The sequence below is a fragment of the Variovorax sp. GW821-FHT09D04 genome (assembly GCF_059416405.1).
This window is the reverse complement of record NZ_JBWKPA010000001.1, coordinates 1,042,719-1,064,959: the sequence shown is the minus strand read 5'-3', so window position 1 is coordinate 1,064,959 and position 22,241 is coordinate 1,042,719. Positions and strand designations below refer to the sequence as shown.

At 61.6% G+C, this 22,241-nt stretch carries 19 protein-coding genes, 1 tRNA gene and 1 pseudogene; 12 read left to right on the top strand and 9 right to left on the bottom strand.

The window, feature by feature from the left end:
* Positions 1 to 275: 275 nt before the first annotated feature.
* Positions 276 to 1,775, bottom strand: a complete 1,500-nt coding sequence (locus AC07O4_RS04920) for a hypothetical protein (protein WP_495303897.1) — start codon at positions 1,773 to 1,775, stop codon at positions 276 to 278.
* An 893-nt stretch (positions 1,776 to 2,668) separates the two neighbouring features.
* Between AC07O4_RS04920 and AC07O4_RS04915 the strand changes: the two genes are divergently transcribed.
* The 9 genes from AC07O4_RS04915 (at position 2,669) to AC07O4_RS04875 (ending at position 10,039) form a co-directional block, all read left to right on the top strand.
* The gene (locus tag AC07O4_RS04915; protein WP_495303896.1) at positions 2,669 to 5,272 is read left to right on the top strand and encodes a hypothetical protein; all 2,604 of its coding nucleotides are present in this window, start codon (positions 2,669 to 2,671) and stop codon (positions 5,270 to 5,272) included.
* Positions 5,269 to 5,541: a hypothetical protein gene (locus tag AC07O4_RS04910; RefSeq protein ID WP_495303895.1), complete on the top strand. Its 273-nt coding sequence runs from the start codon at positions 5,269 to 5,271 to the stop codon at positions 5,539 to 5,541. Before AC07O4_RS04915 ends, AC07O4_RS04910 begins: the two co-directional genes overlap by 4 nt.
* A gap of 16 nt (positions 5,542 to 5,557) precedes the next feature.
* The gene (locus AC07O4_RS04905; protein WP_495303894.1) at positions 5,558 to 6,121 is read left to right on the top strand and encodes a virion core protein, T7 gp14 family; all 564 of its coding nucleotides are present in this window, start codon (positions 5,558 to 5,560) and stop codon (positions 6,119 to 6,121) included.
* A gap of 216 nt (positions 6,122 to 6,337) precedes the next feature.
* Positions 6,338 to 6,595 carry a hypothetical protein gene (locus AC07O4_RS04900; protein ID WP_495303893.1) on the top strand — a complete coding sequence of 86 codons (258 nt, stop codon included), beginning with the start codon at positions 6,338 to 6,340 and terminating at the stop codon, positions 6,593 to 6,595.
* A gap of 162 nt (positions 6,596 to 6,757) precedes the next feature.
* The gene (locus AC07O4_RS04895) at positions 6,758 to 6,937 is read left to right on the top strand and encodes a hypothetical protein (protein WP_495303892.1); all 180 of its coding nucleotides are present in this window, start codon (positions 6,758 to 6,760) and stop codon (positions 6,935 to 6,937) included.
* A gap of 50 nt (positions 6,938 to 6,987) precedes the next feature.
* Positions 6,988 to 7,734 carry a pentapeptide repeat-containing protein gene (locus AC07O4_RS04890; protein ID WP_495303891.1) on the top strand — a complete coding sequence of 249 codons (747 nt, stop codon included), beginning with the start codon at positions 6,988 to 6,990 and terminating at the stop codon, positions 7,732 to 7,734.
* Between the two features lie 28 nt (positions 7,735 to 7,762).
* Complete coding sequence (locus tag AC07O4_RS04885; protein ID WP_495303890.1) at positions 7,763 to 8,332, top strand: hypothetical protein; 570 nt, start codon at positions 7,763 to 7,765, stop codon at positions 8,330 to 8,332.
* Positions 8,332 to 8,616, top strand: coding sequence for a hypothetical protein (locus AC07O4_RS04880; protein ID WP_495303889.1), 285 nt, complete (start codon positions 8,332 to 8,334; stop codon positions 8,614 to 8,616). Before AC07O4_RS04885 ends, AC07O4_RS04880 begins: the two co-directional genes overlap by 1 nt.
* Positions 8,617 to 9,388: 772 nt before the next feature.
* On the top strand, positions 9,389 to 10,039 hold the full coding sequence (locus AC07O4_RS04875; RefSeq protein ID WP_495303888.1) for a hypothetical protein: 651 nt from the start codon (positions 9,389 to 9,391) through the stop codon (positions 10,037 to 10,039).
* An 892-nt stretch (positions 10,040 to 10,931) separates the two neighbouring features.
* On the opposite strand, the gene AC07O4_RS04870 is transcribed toward AC07O4_RS04875, so the two are convergent.
* Positions 10,932 to 11,189, bottom strand: coding sequence for a Rap1a/Tai family immunity protein (locus tag AC07O4_RS04870; RefSeq protein WP_495303887.1), 258 nt, complete (start codon positions 11,187 to 11,189; stop codon positions 10,932 to 10,934).
* 932 nt (positions 11,190 to 12,121) lie between these two features.
* Here AC07O4_RS04870 and AC07O4_RS04865 point away from each other — a divergent pair.
* Entirely contained in the window at positions 12,122 to 12,622 is a 501-nt protein-coding gene (locus AC07O4_RS04865; RefSeq protein ID WP_495303886.1) for a hypothetical protein, read from the top strand.
* Here AC07O4_RS04865 and AC07O4_RS04860 read toward each other — a convergent pair.
* The gene (locus AC07O4_RS04860) at positions 12,613 to 14,565 is read right to left on the bottom strand and encodes an AAA family ATPase (RefSeq protein ID WP_495303885.1); all 1,953 of its coding nucleotides are present in this window, start codon (positions 14,563 to 14,565) and stop codon (positions 12,613 to 12,615) included. The genes AC07O4_RS04865 and AC07O4_RS04860 overlap by 10 nt on opposite strands.
* Before the next feature lie 156 nt (positions 14,566 to 14,721).
* Positions 14,722 to 15,078: a hypothetical protein gene (locus tag AC07O4_RS04855; protein ID WP_495303884.1), complete on the bottom strand. Its 357-nt coding sequence runs from the start codon at positions 15,076 to 15,078 to the stop codon at positions 14,722 to 14,724.
* Positions 15,079 to 15,396: 318 nt separating this feature from the next.
* Here AC07O4_RS04855 and AC07O4_RS04850 point away from each other — a divergent pair.
* A pseudogene (locus tag AC07O4_RS04850) lies at positions 15,397 to 16,491 on the top strand (tyrosine-type recombinase/integrase); the annotation flags it as partial.
* Between the two features lie 152 nt (positions 16,492 to 16,643).
* On the opposite strand, the gene AC07O4_RS04845 reads toward AC07O4_RS04850, so the two are convergent.
* The 5 genes from AC07O4_RS04845 to tolB all read right to left on the bottom strand — a co-directional run bounded on the left by AC07O4_RS04845 (position 16,644) and on the right by tolB (position 20,293).
* Positions 16,644 to 16,719: transfer RNA gene (locus AC07O4_RS04845), tRNA-Lys, on the bottom strand.
* 51 nt (positions 16,720 to 16,770) lie between these two features.
* Positions 16,771 to 17,589, bottom strand: a complete 819-nt coding sequence (locus tag AC07O4_RS04840) for a tRNA threonylcarbamoyladenosine dehydratase (protein ID WP_369646928.1) — start codon at positions 17,587 to 17,589, stop codon at positions 16,771 to 16,773.
* 80 nt (positions 17,590 to 17,669) lie between these two features.
* Positions 17,670 to 18,422: a tol-pal system protein YbgF gene (gene ybgF / locus AC07O4_RS04835; protein ID WP_062470144.1), complete on the bottom strand. Its 753-nt coding sequence runs from the start codon at positions 18,420 to 18,422 to the stop codon at positions 17,670 to 17,672.
* Positions 18,422 to 18,940: a peptidoglycan-associated lipoprotein Pal gene (gene pal / locus AC07O4_RS04830; RefSeq protein ID WP_062470142.1), complete on the bottom strand. Its 519-nt coding sequence runs from the start codon at positions 18,938 to 18,940 to the stop codon at positions 18,422 to 18,424. Before pal ends, ybgF begins: the two co-directional genes overlap by 1 nt.
* Before the next feature lie 36 nt (positions 18,941 to 18,976).
* On the bottom strand, positions 18,977 to 20,293 hold the full coding sequence (gene tolB, locus AC07O4_RS04825; RefSeq protein WP_495303883.1) for a Tol-Pal system beta propeller repeat protein TolB: 1,317 nt from the start codon (positions 20,291 to 20,293) through the stop codon (positions 18,977 to 18,979).
* A 163-nt stretch (positions 20,294 to 20,456) separates the two neighbouring features.
* On the opposite strand from tolB, the gene msbA reads away from it, so the two are divergent.
* Positions 20,457 to 22,241 (top strand): lipid A export permease/ATP-binding protein MsbA, encoded by a 1,785-nt coding sequence (gene msbA / locus AC07O4_RS04820; protein WP_495303882.1) that lies wholly within the window; start codon positions 20,457 to 20,459, stop codon positions 22,239 to 22,241.

The window sequence follows — 22,241 nt, the reverse complement described above, 5'->3', positions numbered from 1 at the left end:
GTTGGACTGACAGCGATCCTGGGGACCATCGGACTGACAAATCTTGGTCCCACAGTTTCTCCCACAGTGAAGCGAGCTACCGTCATCCCGATACCCACCCACAGCGGATGACGGGGCCGCGAAGTCCCCACATAAATCCCCACAGTCACCCTACCCACCCACAGTCCTTCGAGGCCAACGCACCTGGGGCCGGATCAAGGCCACCGCCGCCGAGCCCACCGATACCAGCCTGGAGCGCATCGCCAAGGCCCCAAAAGGCTGGCAATTCGGTCGCCCTATTGCTCCAATGGGTCCTGAATGTTGTCAATGACGTCAGATGCCTTCGCATTTTTGATGAAAAAATAGAAGGTCGAATCAACAACTTGCAGCATGCGCTGTTGCGCGTCATAGGCAAAGATGGGAGGCGAAATTGATTTCACAGACTGAAGGTTTGCAATACCGCCAAGCAAGTTCGTCATATCGTTGCTGCGGACGTCTTGACCTCTATGGTGAATCGCTCGAATCCAATCCCACAAAGTTTGCTTTCTTGCGCCACTCGCTATCCCATCAAACCCGTGCTCAACGATCGTGCGAACAAGGTAGTAAGGCAAGAAAAGTGGGGTTTGATCTCCTTTGGCGCCGCCTGAATTGTGACCTGCCGCGATAGCCTCAAGAGCCCGCTCATGGCGGGAGCCATAGTCGCCCGTTTTTACCTGAATTGCATCCGCGAGGTAATTTAGGTCTGCGATTGTCAATTTATCCCCGACCGTCCCTTTTACCCCAGCACTCATGCATATCTGTCGAATTAGTTCCTGAAAGACACCGACGCTAGAAAACGACGCATCGATGATCGCTGAGAGCAATTCGGCAGAGAAGTCGATGTTTAAGTAACCAGCACCGGTTACAGCCAGCCTCCGAAAATCCGCCTCAAGCCAAGGTTCAACCGGAATTTCAATAACACGATCTAGCAAATCACCGTTGAACTGAGCCATTCGGTTTCGCTGTCGCCAAACACCCAAGATAACAAACTGCAATCCCAATTCCTGGAAAGCGCGGAGGTCAAAGGCAAATTGCTGCTGAACTTCGTCGGGTAGATAGTGAAAATTTTCCAAAATCACCCATTTGTGAACCCCCATTCGCTTTAGCAGATCAGAAACAGTTTGAGGCAACTCCAAATTTACCGGGACCTCTTCATATTTTGTTTCAGACCCGGATGAGCCTTTGATATTCCCTCCCGCCTCTGCTTCGGCGCCGCCAAATAGCGGAATCAAAGCTTTGAATTTCGTAACTACAGAGACGCTGCTTTCTGTACCAGATTTCTCCGTGACCGCTGCAACAATCTTTGCGCCAGCTTGATGCAAGATGGTCTGGTAAACGTCAATCAGTTGGGTTTTAGGCGTGAGACTGACCAGCAGATGATCTTTATAGGGCAAATGCTTGGAAACCAACGCCGTTTTTCCTTGCTTAGATGACCCGTAGACGATGATTTGCTTGTGAGACCCAAGGGCTTCCTTGAAGCTGTCGTCCACTTGGGCGCGCTCCACATAGGACAGCACGGGTTTTGATGTGACCCCAAATACTTCGTCTAACTGCGGCACTTTGCGCTCCAAAACTTCAATTACCGAATCGTAGCTGGTCATAGCTACAGCTAACCGCGATTCTGCCCGTTCGAAGAGATCAACGCCCATCGTCGCCGAGGTCAAGAAGTCGGCTACCCACGTTGCAGACGTGGGCCGCGTCGCGGTCCCAGTTGTGCGAAGCAACGCCATGCGGCGGGCCCAGAACTGCGAGGCCATGGAGTCTTGCAGCGAATGCAAGACGGAGGCCCGCCCAATGAACCTCTGAACGCCCCTCCGAGACGCGACCCCAGCCCCCTGCCCTGACCTAGGCCTCTCAACGCCCACAGGCCACAAGCTGGCGCGGATTGAGAAGGCGGCATCGTTGTCTCACGGGGATACAGCGCTGACCCGCCCGACATGCACCCGTCAGTGGGTACCCGGGCAGGCTCAGTCCATCGAGAGACAGCCTAGGCCGAATAACTCAACGGAGGGTGATGCCCCTAAGCGGCAACCGGCCGATTCGATTAACTCGACGGAGGGTGATGACCCTAAGCGGCCCCATCGGCGACCCTTGGACCAACCGACGTCTCGCAGAGTAAATGGACTGAGGGTGTAGACCCTATGAGGCTCGACACGATTAGATGCGTCAGGTGAGACCTTTGCGCCAAGAAACCGAATTGCTCATGGGGCGCGCCCTGTGCAGCGCTATCTATTGAGCCGCTGGCGGCCTCCCTTTTTTCTCATTAGCTCTACCGACCACGTCGGCCCCATCTCATGCTCACAGAATCTCAAAATTCTCGGAAGACCCGGCAATGCCGCGGCACTTGCGGCGCAATTCTTCCGGTCTCATCGTTCTATCGCTGCGGCGCAACTACGGCCGCCTACCGGACAGTCTGCAAGGCTTGCTGGAAGGCGCTGAATGCAGCGGCGCATAGACGCCGACAAGAACAGCATCAGCGACGCGGGGCCCTCCTCTGCCTCTCGAAAGCCCCTCAGCGGCCCGAATGATTCCGCGCCGCAAGGTGCACTTTTTGTTCATTCCAGCCGGCCCGCATGGTTTTCCCTGCGGGCTTTTTTACGCCGGTACACGCGGACCTTTCCACCGCCCCATCTACTGAAGAAAGCTCGACATGAGCGGACAGCAAACACGCCAGTTCAACAACACCCCAAAATTCAGCCAGCCTGAAATCAGCCCAGCCGCCACCGTGCGGACCAATCAGACCGAAGCCATCGCGGCACAGGTCCAGGGCCAGGGCCAGGGCTCCGCACTGAGCGCCGTAGGCGCAGCCCTCTCGGGTTTCTTCGGGACCGCCGCGAAGACCGCGGAACAGATCGCCGAGATCGAGCACCGCGAAGGGCTCGTGGAGATCGATCGACAGAACAAGGCACGAGCTGAGCAGGCCTTGGCCGACAAGGCCATGGATCGACCACGCGATCCAGAACTCAGCAGATACCAAGCCTACAAGGGCGCCTACGACGTTGCGCTGGCCGACTCCACTGCCAACGAACTGACGCGGGACCTCGCAGTGAACCTGCGCGACCTCCCGAACGACGGGAGCGTGGACCCCCGAGCGGCCGCTACAGAGTTTCTGAAGTCCGCGATTGGCGCGGGCACTGGCGATGCAGCGGTAGACGGCCGCATGGTGTGGGCCGCGAAGCAGAAGGCCGACATGCTGGTGGCCCAGAAGACTGAGGTCATTGCGCAGACAGTTGAGTCCAACATCACGCAAGCCGTCGTCAAGGATGTGACGGGGAAGATGATGACCCAGCAAGGGGTCACTACTGGGCAGACTGAGGCTTGGTACGGGCAGTTTCTCGCAATTGCGAAGGGGAACCTCAAGACCGCGGACAGGATGTTCGAGGCTGCTCTCGGCAACGCCATCCAGAATGATGGGCACGCACGATCTACTCTTGCGGCGTTGCGCGAGTCAGGCTACTCCAAGCGAAACCCGGACAGCTACCTTCGCTTAAGCGAGCAAGCATTCCACCAAACCAACAAGATCAAGTCTTTCAGGGCCGGCGAAGAAGTCCAGACACTCAACGGAGAGTACGCCGCCGTAGATGCCGAGTATCGCAATGCCGGGCTCCCAATGCCCCCCGGAGTATTTCTCGGGTTCATGCATCGTGCCGAGCGGATCGACAGCAACCACGGCGTGGGCCAGGGTGCATTCCCGTGGCGAAACACGGGGGCGTGGCGGCAATCGTTAGAGAAGCAGGCCAAGGTCAACACGATCCTGAGCACCCTAAACGGCCACCAAGCCACAGGGGACCTTCGACAGTCCGTGAATGAGACCGGAGCTGAGATCGGGACGGAAATCAAAAAGAACTACGTGGCTGCGACCGCTCAGTGGATCGCTCAGAACCCTAGGCGCTTCCCCAACCTCAATCGGACCTTGACCTCCCATGGTCTCCCTCAGCCGTTGGCTGACACCGCGACCGCCAAGGAATACGGCCGCATGCTTGCGTCTCCCAAGGAGCAGAGCGCATTCGCGTACACCGTGGACGACACGACCAAAGGGATCATCACATCGGGCCTCATGGGCTCTGACGTAGGCGAGACCATCAAGGCCGCGACGCTGCTCCACGAGGTCGCCAACGGTCCCAACTCCGAGCTGATGCTCAAGGGCCTGCTGGGCGACAAGGAGCAAGCCCGCTTCGACGTGATCCGCCGCATGGCCGCCACGCGAGACATCGAGACCGCTGTGCGGGCCACGGTGTCGGACCCGGTGGTCGAGAACGAGATGGCGAAGGAACAGGAGTCAGGCTCCGTGAACTTCTCCAGGCTCCTTAGGGACCCCGAGCGCAAGGCCACGGACATCGAGAACGACATCCAGTCCCTGGCCGGCGAACGCCTCAAAGAACGAATCGGGCGGGACGACTGGTTCGGCGAGCTGAACACGAACATCTCAGGCGCTGCCCTCCGGTCATTGAACCTGAGCGTGGCTGACCATCTGCGCGAGCAGGCCCGCACCCTCAAGGGGGGCACCAAGCCTGACCTGAACGCGGCCGTCGAGTTCGCGGTGAAGAAGACCTATGAGAGCTTCGTCCCCCTGCCCCTCCAGGGAAACACGATGGCGCTGGTCAAGGACCCTTACGGGGGACGGGGCCGAGCCCCAGAGCAGGAGATTGCGACCTACAACGGCGTCAAGGTGTACTCCGGTGCCCGCATGTACGTCGGGGGCCGCGAGGAGGACCCGCTGGAGACGTTCATGAAGATCGATCGCAAGGCGCTTCACGAGGCACTCCCCGGGTTTCTTGGCGGTAAACGGGCACCTCTGAACTGGGAGCGCTTCACGCTTCTCGGCACGCTCGGCCCCGACGCGGACCCGGGGTCCGCGGAGTCTATCTACCTACTTCCCCCGGACGCTCGCAGCGGTCTGCATCCGGTCATGAAGCCGGGCGGTGAACCGCTGATGTTCGTTCCAGGTACTACGGTCATCTTCCGCAATGCGAAGGGAGAACTGGAAGACCTGGAGATTCCCATGGACCGTAAGGCCGCCTTCGACTTCTTGAGTTCCAAGCTACCCAAGGGCTTCTTCCCGTTGGAAGGTGCTGGAGGCTACTTCCGCGTCCAGTACGGCTATCGCTTGCGCACGACTGGCGAGGAAATCTTCAATCAAAACATGCAGCGAAGGGAAGGCGAGATCGCGAACATCCGCGCGACTAACCGGCCCGTCCAATTTGAGACGAAACCTATCACCCGAGAGCGCTGGAGAGCGCTGGAAAAGAAATGATTAGTGACTACGAAATCCACGACCTTCCGCACATCGCTGCACTAAGGGACCAGCGTGCACAGGCCTGTGAGGCCGCAGAGATAGCCGAACGCAACTCCCGCAGCGAACCACTCGACCCAGAAGCGTTTGCAGCCTATGTCAACGCATCACAGGAGTATTTCTCTGCTGCGCTGGAGGCCTGCGATCTATTGGAGGGCATCAATAGGTCTATAGCTGAAGCCTTCGGGCTTCCGCAACCTCAGGTGACCCCGGCTTCCCCCCATGTGTGAGCCCACAACCATCGCCATGCTCGGCATGGCCGTTGTCGGCGCTGTGGCGCAGAACCAAGCATCCAACGCTGCCGTCTACAACCAAGCCGAGGTCGCGAATCGCAACACCGCGGAAGGCTACCGAGTCGCCCAGCAGCAGGAGCGAAATGCGTCCGCCCAGGCGTTCGAGCAGCAGACCGACCGCATGCGGCAGACAAGCCGCCAACTCTCCATGGCTCGCGTCATAGCGGCCCAAGGTGGTGGTTCGTTTGCTGCGAACGCAATCAACATTGCAGCGGCTGGCGATGAGGACTACTCGCGCATCGACGCGGGACTGAGCAATCAGAAGTCCACTGTGCGCGACCAGATGGCTGCGCTGCACGCGGGGAACACCGATGCGCTCCTGAGCGCACAGACAGCCTTCAAGGGCAATCAGATCAAGTTCTTCTCCGATGTAGGTGGCGCCGCGGCAAACGCCTACGTGAGCAACAAAGATCGAGAAAGCCAGAGGAATGCTGCGCAGAATTTTGCGCCGGACCCTTACATGAAAAATGGCCAAAAGATCGGTTTCGACTTCACCAAGAACCGAATCGGTGACTAACGCTCGCCTGATTCTCCTGGCCGAGACCGCAGAGCGCAGAGCGCACCGCACATCTTTGGAATACGAGGCGGTCTAAGTTCTGGTGGCTTGAAGTTGAGTGCGTGGACTGAGGGTGCAGACCGTATGCGTCTTGCGCCATCTTCTTGTCCACTGATCTTTTTTAAGTGCCGCACGATGAGCCCATTGGGCTAGTCGCTCCTTTCTTTTCCGCTCCCCATGACCAACTTTGCAACGAGGTGGCGCAAGCCTGCGCCGTCGAAAGCTCCACCGCGCAAATATCTCAACACTGCCGGGTCTCCTTTGGCTTCTTGTGGCTACCACGCAGCCGGGCAGTGGCTGCTGACCTTCAAGGATGGCACCACTCGCGTAACCACCATCCGGCCCACTGCTGAGATGGTCGCGATCCACAACAAACAACTAGCCCGCACCGCATCCAGGCCTCTACCAGAGGTCGAGGTACTGGCCGCGGACTGATAGCCCTCCGCCTGCCTGATAGATACGGGCCGCGCCTATTTCCTGCCGTCCGATTCAGGGCGGCGAATCAATTTGAAAGCCTCAATGAGCAACTTGAGCAAGCGCGGCAACTTGGCCGCAAACACATATGGCGTAAACCACGTACACGCGCCTGTGACTTCCATGCGTGTCGTGCTGGACCGCACCACCGGCCGCGTCCGCGCCATCGGGCACAACGCAGAACCGCTGGACCAGACGCTGGGCCAGATTCACAACGTTCCCGAAGGCGTCGAGCCAGCCATTGGCGAACCCTGCCCCGGCATCGAACTGCGCCGCAACGCCATCACTGGTCAGCCCGATTGATTGCCCGCGGGCCTGACGGGCCAGCAAATGCGAACTAACCGAACGAACACATGAAACGTATCTCTTTCAATCCGCGGTACGCGGGCCTCGGCTCGCCAATCTCTTTCGACCTTTCCGACACCACAGGCGACGAAGCGCGGGACCGCGGCATCGCCTTGCAGTACGCAGCGCGGTCGGGGATGCATCTGCACAGGTTGGACCTTGGCGCCACTGATGCCAATGGCTTGGACCTGTCCGGCCTCAGGTTGACCGAATGCGCTGGCGCCTTGGATGTGCGCGGCGCCAATGTGTCCGGCGCCCTCATTGAACTCTGCGCTCTGACCATTCAGGCGGACGACGCTACGAACATGCAGGGGGCAGGATTCCAGGCATGCACTTTGGATGGAAGCGTATTCGCTGGCGCCTTCATGGCTGGCGTGAACGTCACAGGGGGAAGCTTGCGAAATGTTGACCTAACCGGGGTCGTCACTCCCGATTCCGTGTGGTCTGGAAATAAGACTGGCGGCGCAAAACTGTCCGGCTGGATTGCTCCCTTCGCGTCCCTCCAACAACTCGCGGGACACGAAGCAATCATTGCCGCGTCCGCGGGTAGCGACGAAGACCGAATCCTTCTGCAGCGTTGCCAGTGGGAAGGCGTCGAGTCGGTCAAACGACAGATCGCTGTGAGAGAGCAAATTGCAGCCGACGAGGCCGCTGGAATCACGCGAGACCTCTCCGGCGCACCTATCGTTCAGGTTGATGGCCCTGGTAGCCCCTGGGTGACCTTGGACCGCCTAGAAGCCGCACGTAGCAAGTGAATCCCCGACAACCAACACATTCCACTCCATGACCACCACGAATCTAAAAGACCGCATCGCCGCGGCTGCATCACGAGTTACGAAGGCAAGCGGCAAGGCCCCCAAAGCTCAGCCGTCGATCACCTCCGCGGGCGCTGCGGCGGTCGTAGAGATTGAAGGCAGCGGCCGCTTCTATGCGGGTCCAGCTATTGATCGCTATCTTGAGGAGCGCAGCCAGTTCGCACGCCTTGACGCCGCCCTGGCTAGCTATGACAACGGCTCGCTGGCACGCGCTGATTTCATTGCGGAACTCCGCGCCATCAGCGAGCTGCGCACGACTATCCACGCGAGCCGATACTCCCACTTGCGGAGCTTGGCTGAGGCCCTTGAAGCCGGTCAATCCACCGCACGCCTGCTGCAAGCGGTTGAGGCGACGACCACGGACGCGCGGACTTATCTGGGCTTTGTGTTGATCGACGCTATTCGGGCTCCTGACGCGAACACCGTATACCCATCGAATGCGGAAAGACGGAGTGGCCCTCCCGCTAGTTGGTCCGGCCCTGCCGCGCTTCATCAATCCGCCATGGATGTCGGCCCCAATCGCAAGGTTGGCGGCTGATGGAAAAGTGGATCAGCGTGAATGGCCGACTCATGTCCGCTACACAAGCCGCCGCGCTCGCCGCTGAAGCTCATAAGACCCGCACCGAACGCGAGGAGCGAGCCGCCATGGCCCCGCGTGGAACTGTGGACCGCGCGGGCCGCGTGAGTGTGACTTGGCAGGACCTCGAAACCCCAACGCAGTATCAGCGCCGTTACGACGCCGCCGACAAGAAGGCGAACTTCGTCATGGACAACGTCACGGTCCTGGGCGCCTTCGGCAAGCCGGTGGACTTTGGCGACTGATGGGCGGCATGGTCCTGTCGCCGGCTAATCGCGCTGCGATGCTCTCGCAAGCCGAGCGGATCGTGAATGGGAAGCCGGTCCTCATCTACGCCCTGCCCTGGCTACTGCTGCTCCACGCATTGGAACCTGATGATGGAAATTCCTGACGAACTGGAAAGGCTTGAAGGCCCTGACTGCCTCCCAGAGGTTATCGAGCCCAAGCCCAAGGTTAGGCGGCGCCCAAAGATCCTCCCGGTGCCTCCCCGGACCCCTGAGGAAATCGCAGCATCTGCAGCCTTCGTCCAGGCAGTCCGCGACGAATGCGCCGCTCGTGAGACTCTACGCGCCAGCGAGCGCGAGGCGGGCCGTGTGGCGACGCACACCGGCAAGCCCAGACCGGGCGGGCAGGTCTACTGGTCCACGTCGGGCAGGATGCTATGCGCCAAGTGCCATCGTTATTGCGATCAGGACTCGATTGGCGACCCCACTAAATGCATGGGCCACGGGGCACCTGTAGACAGTGCCGCAGCCGCGCAAATCCATGCCGCGCGCATCGCGTCGAAGGCTCTGATACACGCGGAGGAGCAGCGCCGAAAGGCGGCCCGCCTCGCTGGTCGAATTGCGGGCCGTGCGGCCACACGGACGCAGGCATGGCGATAGCTGCCTGACACCCGAAACGCCTGAGCCCCAAAGCCCGCCCTGGTCCGCAAGGTCCTCGGCGGGTTTTTCTTTGCCGGTCATCGACCGTCAGTCACGAACACAAGTCTCCCCATGAACATCATCCATTTCTTCAATGCCAGCGCCCCCCATTGATCGCGCCGAGAACGACGATGCCCCCATAGCCATCCTGTCGGTGAGTTTCAGTAAGACAGGGAAGATCAAAAGGGCATGCGAGTGCGTCACGCGTACCGGGGAAATCGTCAACACGGACAAAGTCCCCTCACTCGACCTCGGTTCCAAGGTGGAGAAGCGGACAGCCATCCTACGAAGCCTTCGCCCCGAGGTCCTGCGATTTGCCGAATTCGTCCTGAAGTTTGCAAATAAGCGAAGGGGAATCACTCCGGGGATCGATACCCTGGTCAACTGGTATGCCGACCTCAACGCAAAGCGACCTGACAACGTCCGCAGGTACGTCCGGCCCCTTGTGGACGCCAAGGTCGTGATGCATGACAGCCTCTTGGGGCCGGCCTTCCAGCGGACGGGCGGGATGACGCACGACCACCTGAGCGAATACGAGCACGCTAGCGCCCTGTACTTAAGGATGCGGCACCGAGGATTTTCCTTGTCCCCCGAAAGGAGGGGTACGCCCGCAGACCCTGACCTTGTGGCCGCTGAGGTCACTCGATTGGACGCGGAGATGGAAGCCGAGCGGATCGCGTGGTTCACACAGTTCCCCAGAAGAACTGAGGATTTCCTCACTTCGACTAGCTCGCAACCCGCATGAATACTGGGTTTCCGCTGTTTCCCCGAATACTAGGGTGACATGAGGCTCGGCCCCCTGAGCCGGACGGCGCCACATTGGGAACGCCTTGCATCCCGCGAAGCCACCGAGGGGCACAGCCCCGAGGCTGCAAGGCAGCCGCCAATGAGTCCAGGCACCTCGCCATTTCTTCAATACCCCGCTTACCTCAGGACCTAAGGTCAAGCCACTGGGGGGTACTTCCGTACCCGCAAAGATGGAATGCCTTGGGTCTGCTCCTGATGCCTTCGCGCACGCCGGGACGGAGCGGACCTAAGAGCCATCTGGGTGCGGCCTGTCCTCCTCACCGAAACACCATGACAACAATCAAGCTGCCCACAGTCGAGGGACATGAAATCGAGTTAGATGTGGCTGACCACACGAAGCTCTGCGCATGGCCTGACCTGGACCTATCCCGCATCCACGTAGTAGAGGACGACGCGCTCCACGCCGTGAAGCCCTCGACCGGAAACCTCCATGCGCTTTCCCTGGAGGAAATGCTACGAGTACCAATCAAGCCCTGCAACGGCTGCAAGCGGGACCTACCTGAGATCGTCTTCCCGTCCTCTAGGACCTCGTCGGGCTACCGCAGCACATGCACTGCCTGTCGGAACGCCCGGCGCCGTGCCAAGCGCGAGACAGGCGCGGCCCCTGTCGTGGTCCCCGTTCCCGGGCCGCCTGGAAATCTGCTCAAGCGCTACGGGGCGCTTTCACTGTCAAGAACATACGACCAGAAAAAAGGCTGAGGACACGGCCATCGAGGCGTGGCTCCGTCAACACGAGCACTCGGCCTCAGGGGACCGTAGGGTCTATGGGGCCGGCTGGGAACAGTTCGAGGACTACGACGACTACGAGGTCCTGAGCGTGGAGGTGTGAGTCATTTCGATGGCTCGCACGGCCAAGCGGTAACGAGCGATGCGTAGATGAGCGCGTAGGCATCAAGGTGCCGACTAGCCGGAACCCTTTGAAGGTCTTGTGCGACGAGATCGGCAATCTGCCCCAGGTTGACCCTTGCCGGTAGGCAGACGGTCTCCTTGCCAGCGGTCTGCGAGCCGACAGCGATCCCATCAACGACCCCGTCGATGTAGCGCAGCGCGTATGCCCTTTCCACGTTTGAACCGGTGAGCCATGCCATGAGTTCATTCCCGCTGGTGTTGGCCTGGACAGTTCCGGAGACCACCGCAAGGGCTAGGAGCGCTCCGAGGAGCTTGGGCACCCTAGGCATCACTGCCCCTCCAACGGGCCCGCCTGGGGCGATTGCGCGGCCCCTGGGACCTCTTTGGGTTTCCCCAGTCCCCACGCGAACCACAGGAGACCCATGAACCCGAGGAACACTGGGGCAAATGGGCTCCACCAAAATCAGCAGGTACCTAAGGATTTTCATGGAGTCCGAGGGTATCCCAAGGAGGCCCTGGGTCCGGCGAGAACGGCTCAAATTTCTCCCAAAAATGCGTGACCACTCCTCCGTCCCGCCGCGCAGGCGATTACCCCCGTAGGCCCCCTGGCCCGCTCAGGGCGCCGAAGACCGCAGGGGGTGGGTGGGGATGCCCATTTCGTCGCTCGAAGCGCATGCCACCGCATGGCACCAGCGCCCCCCACCAATCCGAGGCACCCCGGGACCCAATCCCCCACAGTAGCCACCCACAGTGGCCCTGTTTGAACCGCGTTTCTCCTCTGAAAACGCCCAAGCAACCATCGGATAGCGTATCCGTCTGCCCACGATGACAGGTGACCTGCAACGCGAGGCGCCCGCAAACCGGCCTACAAGGCGCGATGGGGGGAACGGAGGCCCAGGGTCATCGCGTCGGGTGCGCGGCCTGCGGAGGGCCCCTACGGCGCTCTATCGACCTTCCCTGCTGGAGCCCGCGCGCGCACTTGCGTGCCGCTTCGACCCTATGGTTTCGAGTGGAGTGATTAACTCCACCACCCCAACCATGGGGCGCGCGCCGAAAGCCCTCCCACCTCCGCCAGCCAAGAACGATCATGACCATACCCCTCGACCCTCGATTGCGTCGCCCCCGAGACGACGCCCTACCCCCACACCGCCAATGTTCGAAATGCCTTGAAGTGAAGCCGCTCGATGACGATCACTTCTACGTGAAGCGGGCGGCCTACGAATGGCAGCTTTCGCGCTTCATGCCCTACTGCATCGAATGCGACAGGGCCCGAGTGCGCGAGTACTACAGGGCGAACAGGGCCAAGCGGAATGCCCGCAGCGTTGAGGCTCGCCGTATAGCCCAAGCCAACATCAGAGCCGCAGGTGGCCCCGCCCGTATGGAGGCCCGAAGACTCGCTGAGGCTGCTAGGCAAGCCGAGGAACACGCTCGTAAGCAGCGGAATGCCAAGCTGAAGCGCCAGATGCTGAAACGCTATGGCCCGCGTCCAGACGGTATCAAGGCATTGATTCGGGCACGGGTGGAGATGTACTTCCAGCGCCGCCGCAGCAGTCCCGAGGAGCCGAAGGAATTCCGCAGGCCAGTTCAAGATTTCACGGACCTGGAGACGATCCGCGCGCGTCACCGCGCGGAACTATCTCGGCGTGACAGCGAGTGCGGCAATCAAATGTAGACCGCGTTGATCGCAGAGAACAGCGCCTTGAATCGAGCAACAGTTGCAGGATCAAGTGACTTGGGAGGACCGGAAATCAGCTTGGCGGCGACCGCATAGTGATTGAAGCCGCCAGAGGGTCGAATTTGCAGGCCCTTGTCTTTGATGAACTGTTCGAGACGGTGAACGATCCTGTCTCCTGGGGGCAAGTCGCCTTCGGCCACTGTGACGCTGCCGAGTTGCGTAGCGAACGCGGCGTTGAAGTACTTGAGGTACATAGCGACCGAAAACAAATCTTCGATGTCGCTCGCTAGACCGCTCTGCGGGGTCTTAACGGGATCACGGAATTGTGAGACATTGAACAGCGCCTTTGCTGCCAAGAGCTTGTCCCGGACCAGTCCAGTCATCTTTTGCTCGGGCGAACCGCGATAGTCGTGGAGCACAGCCAGCTTCAGACCGCTCGCACCAAGGAGCGACACAAAGGTCGCTAAGTTATCCAGGCCGCCCGTTGGAACGATAGTGACATCGTCTCGCAACCCCCCGCCTCCGTTTGCCTCAAGGTAGCCCGAAACGAACTGTAGGTAGATCAGTTCCGAGGGTCCTTCCACGAGCAGGTTGCGCTCGGAGATGAAAAGGTTCTGCGCGATGGTCCAGCCGAGCGCCGCTTGCAAGGGGAAGATGGTGCGGGGGTCAGAACCATTCAAGTTGTCAGAAATGACTGTCCCGAGCTTTAGCTGGTCCTCAACGAGCCGCACCTGATGGAGCCGGTCTGAATTCACCATGAATGGCGAATGTGTTGTATAGAGGACTTGGTGATCGTTCGCCAGTCGATCAATGTAGCGAAGGAAGTCGGCCTGGGCCAAGGCATGAAGGGCCAGACCGGGCTCGTCTAAAAGCAGGATGAGTTTCTTCCCAATAGAGTGACCTGAAGGGTCGATCTGATGCTGGACGCTGTCGAACCAGACCAGAAAACTGAAGAACCAAATGAATCCGCGACTGCGCTGATCGAAAGGAGTGCTCACGCCACGATGGCGTCGGTTCCTGATGCGTAGATATAGATTCGGCCCGTTGTTGAACGGGACTTCATCGGTCGCATCGGCCTTGATATCGACCTCAACCTCAAGGTCCTCGTTCTGCTTCCAGAACTCCATTACTTGGTCAGTCAGAGTAATGGACACGCCTTCAATCTTTGCCTTAAGTTCCTCGTACCCCCCAGGGGTCGCAAGGTCAGCAAAGGAAACGTCAGCCATTCTCAGAAGTGCCAGCACGGCCCTGTGACTCGGCTTGAGTTGCTTCGGGTCATCCTCGGCTTGCTCCACCCGCGCCGCGAGGTCCGCAAGATTCATCTTTCCCGGCAAGAGGTCATAGTCGCTGAAGTAGAGGAATTTTGGGACCTTCGACCTTATCGCGCACCAGACCTCCCAACTGGCTACATTGCCCCAGCCCACCTTATCTGCCGCGGCAATCCGCGCATTCATGGCGTCAAGCGCGGCCTGATCGGCTTCAGTCAGGCTGACATCTGCAAGGAGCGACGGGATATCTCGAAGCGCCCTGCAATCCTTGAGCGCCGCAGAGGCATCTGTACCGAGCGTTTTGGCAAATGCCTTGATCTGGGAGGTCTGATCTACAGACAGAGAAATGGTCCATTTGTTGTCGTACTTGTACGTTAGGACTACGGCCTGCCCAGCCTTGAGGTTACAGCCAACGGCGCTGTTTACCTCCGCTACCTCCGTCTCGCTCAGTGAATAGGTCAGTTCAGTCGCGACCGCTGGTTGGGTCTTGTGAGTCCTCAGATACGCGGACAAATCCTTGCGCGGATAGTCTTCCACCGGATCGAAAGAATCGGTCCCGAGGGCGTCCGACGATTTCTGCAGGGCCTTCAAGAGCACCGTCTTCCCGGCTTCATTCATACCGACGAATACAGTCGCGGCGGGGTCAATCGCCACGGTTTGGGCGGTATTCATTGACCTGAAGGGTCCAACCTTTGCGGAACTAAGAATCACTGAGCCTCCTATCGAGTTTTGCTTGTGACAAGTCGTAAAGGATAGCGCGATGAGGACGGTTCAGCCCATATCGAGAAACCCCGACGCTCGGGCTGAGTGAAGCAATCGCAGGCCGCGTCAGACGGACCGCAGGCTCCCTTGGCTCATCCTGCGATATTCACGGACCCCTTCCAGTCTTGCCCCCTTGAGTGCTTCCTTGAGGTCCACCCCGTCTGCCAGCGCAGAGCCATCGGCCCCCATTACCGCGAAGCCATCGCCACCGATCCCGGGGCCAGTGAGGATCGACACAAGAGGGCCGGACTGCCCCACGGCACCCCAGGGAAGACTCTCGACGCACAGCGCTGCATCGTAGAACCGGCCATCGTCGGTTGCCCCGTAGTCCGCCGTCACTGCCCTGCGAACCCTGCGGGTGATTTCCTTGCACAAAGCATCGATAGCGGCGCGGTGGGCAGGGGTGAAGGCGGATGCTGACATTGACTACTTTCCTTGGTTGATTCACCGATGCGACCACCGCATCAGATCGATATTTATCGTAACCTCTTTATTATTTGCTTGCAACATTTTTCCGGTTACGCATAATCAAAGCCATGAAAGATGAAAAGCGATCCCGGGGGCGACCCAAGTTGCCCGAGGGGGAAGTAAGTGTTCCTCGTTCTATCCGGCTCACCCCATCGGAGTGGGCGAAGTTCGACCTCCTTGGAATCGCGTGGCTCAAGAAGGCCCTCAAGCGAGCCAAGCCCGACCAACACCAGGGCGGCTGATCGCCCAAGTTACCAAGGAAGCAAAGAAGCCATGACCGTCTACCTGCGGCCCGGCTCCGGGGTCTATCAATTCGAATTTGTCGCGAATGGGGAGCGCCATCGGGGCTCAACTGGCGAGGCCGATAAAGGCAAGGCGCGCGCGTTCGAGATGAAGGAACGCGCGAAGGTCCAGCAGGCCCTCGCAGCCAAAGAGCAAGGCATCAACTTCATGACCATGGAGGAAGTCTCGGAGGCTTGGTTGACCGCATCCCGCGCGACTCACAAAGACTATCGAAACAACGAGGGCCGCGTGCGGAAACTCTTCGGGACGGAACTTCAGCAGCGAGGCCGAGAGTGGGTCAAAGTGCCCAATGCTCGCTATGGAATCCCCCGAGACCTAAGGACGCACGAGATCACTCAGGCCATGCTCTCGACGCTGAAAAGAAAGCGCCTGGAAGAAGGCTGCAAGCCGGGCACGATCAACCGCGAGATGTCTCTCGTTCAATCGCTCCTTGGGTTCGCAGAATCCATCGGTGCCCCTATGCCCTCCCCGCCCATCAGGTGGCATTCCCGGAACAACCGCGCAGCTTCGCTGAAGCTCCCGGAGACCAAGGGCCGCATGCGTTGGCTAACCGTTGCGGAGGAGCGCAAGGTCCTGGACGGACTCATGCTCGAAGCCGAACAACGCCCGGGGGACATGGCCGCCCGGGACTCATGGCATCTATGCCAATTCCTTCTGGATACCGGGGCCCGATACAAGGAGATTGCTGCTCTGACGTGGGACGTGGTGGACCTGGAGAACGGGACGATCAACCTTTACCGGACCAAGGTGGACAACGAGTCAGCGCTACGCCTACCCTCCCGCTCCTGGGCGATGCTCAAAGAGCGACACGAGATGATGAAAGGCCATGGCTTCTCCGTGATCTTCCCGAAGCTCAGGGGCCGCGCGTGGGATGGCGAGGACGTGAGCCGAGGACATGCGACGGCCAGCATCCAGCGGCACCTAGACGGCCTTGACGGTGATCGCGCCACACCCCATGCACTACGGCATACGTTTGCGTCTCGGCTGCTTCAGGCGGGGGTGAGCTTGGCGAAGGTCTCCAAGCTGCTGGGACATGCGTCAATTGCGATGACCGCGCGTTACGCGCATCTCGCGGACGGTGCACTACATGAGGAGGCTTTGGAGGTGATGGAGCGGCTGCATGGCAACCCACCCACAATTTCCCCCACACCGCAGCAAATCATTGTCAGTGATTCACTTCAGGGATTCGAACAACCCCTTGGTGCTATTGAAGATTCTGGTAGGACGTACTGGATTCGAACCAGTGACCAACGGATTAAAAGTCCGCTGCTCTACCAACTGAGCTAACGTCCCGGAACCATTTTTCTTGCTTCTTGCCGACGTTGAATCCAGCAAAGCCTTGGATTATAGCGTGGTGTTTCTCGCAATTTCGTCGAGCACCCACCCTGCCGCACATTGTCCGAAGGTGGCGGTCACGCTGACCACCGATCCGTAGCCGTGGCAGTTGAGCGAACCGTCGCCCGCATCGATCTGGCAGGACGCATCGGGCGGTGCCACGCTCTCGCGGCTGAACACGCAGGCGAGGCCGATCTTGCGGCCTTCGCGCGGCGCGCCGTGCAGTTTGCGCAGCCGCTGGCGAAGCTGGGCCAGCAGCGGGTCGTGGGTGACGAGCGACAGGTCGTCGATGTCGACCTTGTGCGCCTGCCGCTTGCCGCCCGCCGCACCGACCGTGATGAACGCGGTGCCGCGCGACACGGTGCGTGCCCAGGCGGCCATGGCGAGCTTGGCCTTCACCTGGTCGCAGGCATCGATGACGGCGTGGACCGGCCCGTGGGCGGCCTGTGCGGCCTCGAGCAGCGAGGCCCAGTTGTCGGGTTCGACGAACTCGTCGATGGCGAGCACCTGGCAGTCGGGGTTGATCTGCGCGATGCGCTCGCGCATGGCCTCGACCTTGGCCTGCCCAACGGTCGAGTCGAGCGCGTGGATCTGGCGATTGATGTTCGACTCCGACACGTGGTCGAGGTCGATGAGCGTCAGGCGCCCCACCCCGCTACGCGCCAGCGCCTCCACCGCCCACGAACCCACGCCGCCGATGCCGACGACCAGCACATGCGCGTGGCGGATGCGCGCGGCACCGGCCACGCCGTACAGGCGCTCGAGGCCGCCGAAGCGGCGCGCAAAGTCAGGCGCCGCGGTGTCGGTGAGGACATCCGCGGCGGCCATGGGGAGGGACGAGGCTTCTTCAGCCGAAGGCATCATCGAAGCACTCTCAAGCGGAACACTCCGCCGAAACGGTCATTGCATCAACGCAGGCGCGACAGACGCTCGCGGCCGGCCTGTGCGGCTTCCGACTGCGGGTAGGCCTTGGTCAGGTCTTCCAGCGTGCGGCGTGCGGCGCGCGTGTCCTTCAGTTCGATCTGGCAGTTCGCGATCGACAGCACGGCTTCGGGCGCCTTTGCATGGTCGGGCGCGAGCGAGAGCATCGAGCGGAAATTGGCGATGGCTTCGTTGTAGTTGCGCGTGGCGTACTGCGCATTGCCGAGCCAGAACAGCGCGGACGCGTTGTAGCCGCTTTGCGGGTAGCGCTTCACGAACTCGGCGAAGGCGGTCTGGGCCTGTGCGAACTGGCCCGAGCGGAAGACGCCCAGGGCTGCTTCGAAGTCGGCCTTTTCCTTCGGATCGGCGTTGAACTCGCGGCCGTCGATCGAGACCTTGGAAGGCTCGTTCTGCTTGAGCTTGTCGTCGATCGTGGTCTGGCGCGACTGCATTTCGCTCAGCGTGCGCGTGAGCTGCTCGTTCTGGCCGGTCATGCGTGCCAGTTCGCCGCGCATCTGCTCGATCTGGCTTTGCAGGTCGAGCAGGCTGCGACGCAGCTGGCCGTTTTCGTCGGCCAGGCGCTGGTCGGTCTGCTGGCGCATGGCTTCGACGCGCTGGCGCAGGTCGAGGATGGCGCGGCGCGCCTCGTCGTCCTCGAACAGCGCAGCCTGCGAACCGGCCGACGCGCAGAACAAGGCGGCGGCGAGGGCCGCGCCTCGCCACAGGGCACGTGGTTGCATCACCGGGTGTAGCGGATTTCAGCGCGGCGGTTCTGCGCCCACACTTCTTCACCCGAGCCTTGGGCCGCGGGCTTTTCCTTGCCGAAGCTCACGGCTTCGATCTGGCTGTCGTTCACGCCCAGCAGCGTGAGCGCGCGGCGCACGGCTTCGGAACGTTTCTGGCCGAGGGCCAGGTTGTACTCGCGGCCGCCGCGCTCGTCGGTGTGGCCTTCGATCGAGATGCGACGTTGCGTGGCGCCCTTGAGGAAGCGCGCGTGGCCGTCGATCACCGACTGGAACTCGGGCTTGACCGTGTAGCTGTCGTAGTCGAAGTACACGATGCGTGCCACGCCGACCGGACCTTGCGCCGTGTTGGCGTTGGGGTCGATGGTCACCGGGGCCACGGCGGTTGCGCCGCCTTGCTGGCCGCCGGCCGTGCCGCTGCGGTCGGTGACCGGCGTTTCGTTGAGCTTGGTGCCCGACGAGCAACCGGCGATGAGCGCCACGATGGCGAGCGAATAGATCGTACGTTTCAACATTTGCGAACTCCTCAAGTAAATTTATCTGGTCAATGCTTATTGCTTCTGAAACGGACCCCAGTCCGGTTCACGGATGTCTCCCGCCTGGCCCGCGAGGCGGGCCTTGATCTTTCCGTCCAGCGTGGTCGTCATGAGCGCCTCGCGACCCTGCAGGTGCGTGGCATAGACGATCAGCTTGCTGTTGGGTGCGAAGCTCGGGCTCTCGTCGGCCGTGGTGTCGGTGATCGCGGCGACATTGCCGCTGGCCAACTCCATCACGTGGAGTTTGAACGCACCGCCGACCCGCGAGATGTAGGCCAACCACCGGCCATCGCCGCTGACAGATGGAGAAATGTTGTAGGTGCCGCTGAAGGTGACCCGCGTCGGGTTGCCACCGCTGGCGCTCATCTTGTAGATCTGGGGCGCACCGCCGCGGTCGCTCACGAAGTAGATCGTGCTGCCGTCGGCCGAGTACACCGGCTCGGTGTCGATGCTCGAGCTCTGGGTGAGGCGGCGCGGTTCGCCACCGCTGGCCGGGATGGTGTACAGCTGCGAGCCGCCGTCGCGGCTGAGCGTGACGGCCAGCGAGCCGCCGTCGGGCGCCCACGCCGGGGCGCTGTTGGAACCCTTGAAGTTGGCGAGCAGACGGCGCTGGCCGCTGGCCACGTTGTGCACGTAGACCACGGGCTTGCGCGACTCGAAGGACACATACGCCAGCTGCTGGCCGTTGGACGACCAGCAGGGCGAGATGATCGGCTCGGGGCTGGCGAGCGCGGCCTGCGCGTTCTCGCCGTCGGCATCGGCCACCCACAGCGAGTAGCGGCTGCCGCCCTTGGTGACGTAGGCGATGCGGGTCGAGAAGATGCCCTTCTCGCCGGTCAGCTTCTCGTACACGTAGTCGGCGATGCGGTGCGCCGCCAGGCGCAGGTCGCCCTGCGGCACGGTGTAGCTCTGGCCGCCGAGGTCGCGGTCTTTCACGACGTCCCACAGGCGAAAGCGCACGTCGTAGCGGCCGTCGCCCAACCGGCTGACGCTGCCCACCACGAGCGAGTCGGCGGTGCGCTGGCGCCACAGGGCGAGGTCGGGGCGCGAGGACTCGTCGAGCGCCTGGCCCGAGGCATCGACGCCGCGGAACTGGCCGCTGCGTTCGAGGTCGGCCTGGACGATGTCGGAAATCTTTTGCGGCGAGGCGTCCTGCCCCTTGAAGGGCACGAGCGCGATCGGCAGCTGCGTCAACCCCACGCCCGAGACCTCGACCCGGAACTGGGCCATGGCGGGAAGCATGGGAGAGGCAGCAAGGGCCGCGATGAGGCTGCGGCGTGCAATCAACGATGAAGAAGGAGTTGGGGAAAGATCTGGCAACGGCTTGTTCATGCGGTTCGGAGAGGTTTCCGGGTAAAAAGTTTCTCCCCGGCGTTTCACGGGCCACATGTTACACACTGGGTTGAACCCGCCGTCACAAAACGTTTATCCGGCGAAATGGTCCTACAGCCCCTCAAAAAGGCGGTCGGAGCCGCCCCGTAAAATCCGCCGCCATATGCAAGCATCCCCCGGCAGCGAGAGCGCCCGCCCTCCCCTCATGCGCCGGCTGGCGCGACTCATGACCTGGTTCGGCAGTTCGCGCCAATGGTGGGCCGTGGGGCTGATCGGCGCCCTGCTGGCCGCGCTCACCGAGCCGCTCATGGCCGCCCTGCTCAAGCCGCTGCTCGACCGGGGCTTCACGCGCGGCGAGATGCCGCTGTGGTTCATTCCGGCCGCCGTGCTGCTGCTGTTCGCGGTGCGCGGCATCGCCCAATTCATTTCGCAGTACGCGCTCTCGCGCATCGCCAACGAAGGCATGCAGAAGCTGCGCCGCGTGCTGTTCGAACGGCTGCTCGGCGCCGAGCTGGCGCTGTTCGCGCGGCAGTCGGCCAGTGCGCTGTCGAACACCGTCGTGTACGAGGTGCAGACCGGCGCCATGCTGCTGGTGCAGGCACTGCTCGGCCTGTCGCGCGACGGCTTCACGCTGATCGCGCTGCTGGGCTACCTGGTCTACCTGAACTGGAAGCTCACGCTCATCGTCGCCTTCCTGGTGCCCAGCATCTCCTGGATCATGAAGGTGTTCTCCAAGCGCCTGTACAAGCTCACGCAGCAAGGCCAGCAGGCCACCGACGAGCTGGCCTACGTGGTCGAGGAAAACGTGCTGGCCCACCGCGTGGTGCGGTTGCACGGCGCGGAGCAGGCGCAGGAGCGCCGCTTCGAACAACTGAGCCAGCGCCTGAACCGCCTGGCCGTGAAATCGACCATCGCCCAGGCCGCCACCACGCCGCTGACGCAGATGATGGCCTCGCTGGCGCTGTCGGTGGTGGTGATGATCGCGCTGTGGCAAAGCGGCAAGCAGGGCTTCACGGTGGGCGGCTTCGTCGCCTACATCACGGCCATGCTGATGCTGATCGCACCGATCCGCCGCCTGGCCGAAGTGGCCGGGCCGATCACGCGCGGCCTCGCAGCGCTGGAGCGTGGGCTGATCCTCATCGACGAAGTGGCGCCCGAATCGCAGGGCACCTTCAGCATCGCGCACGCGCAAGGCCACATCGAGCTGCGCAACGTGCAGGTCAGCTACCGCGGCGACGACGAACAGCGCGCGCTCGACGGCGTGAACCTCGTCATCGAGCCGGGCCAGGTGGTGGCCTTCGTCGGCCCCTCGGGCTCGGGCAAGACCACGCTGGTCAACCTGCTGCCGCGCTTCGTGCAGCCCAGCGGCGGCCAGGTGCTGCTCGACGGCCACGACACCAGCGAATGGCAGCTCAAGAGCCTGCGCGCCCAGTTCGCGATGGTGAGCCAGGACGTGGTGATGCTCAACGACACGCTCGCCGCCAACGTGGCGCTGGGCGGCGACATCGACATCGCGCGCGTGCAGTCCTCCCTCGAGGCGGCCAACCTGAGCGGGCACGTCGAAACCCTGCCGCAGGGCATCGACACCGTGCTGGGCCACAACGCCACGCAGCTGTCGGGCGGCCAGCGCCAGCGGCTGGCGATTGCCCGCGCGCTCTACAAGAACGCGCCCGTGCTGCTGCTCGACGAAGCCACGTCGGCGCTCGACACCGAATCGGAACGGCTGGTGCAGGACGCCCTGCAGCGCCTGATGCAGGGCCGCACCACGCTGATCGTGGCGCACCGCCTGTCGACCATCCAGCATGCCGACCGCATCATCGTGATGGAGCAAGGCCGCATCGCCGAGCAGGGCAGCCACGAGCAACTCATGGCGAGCGACGGGCTCTACGCGCGACTGCAGACGCTGGCGGTGCGCAGCGCGGCGCCGGGGCAGGACCCAACGCTCTGA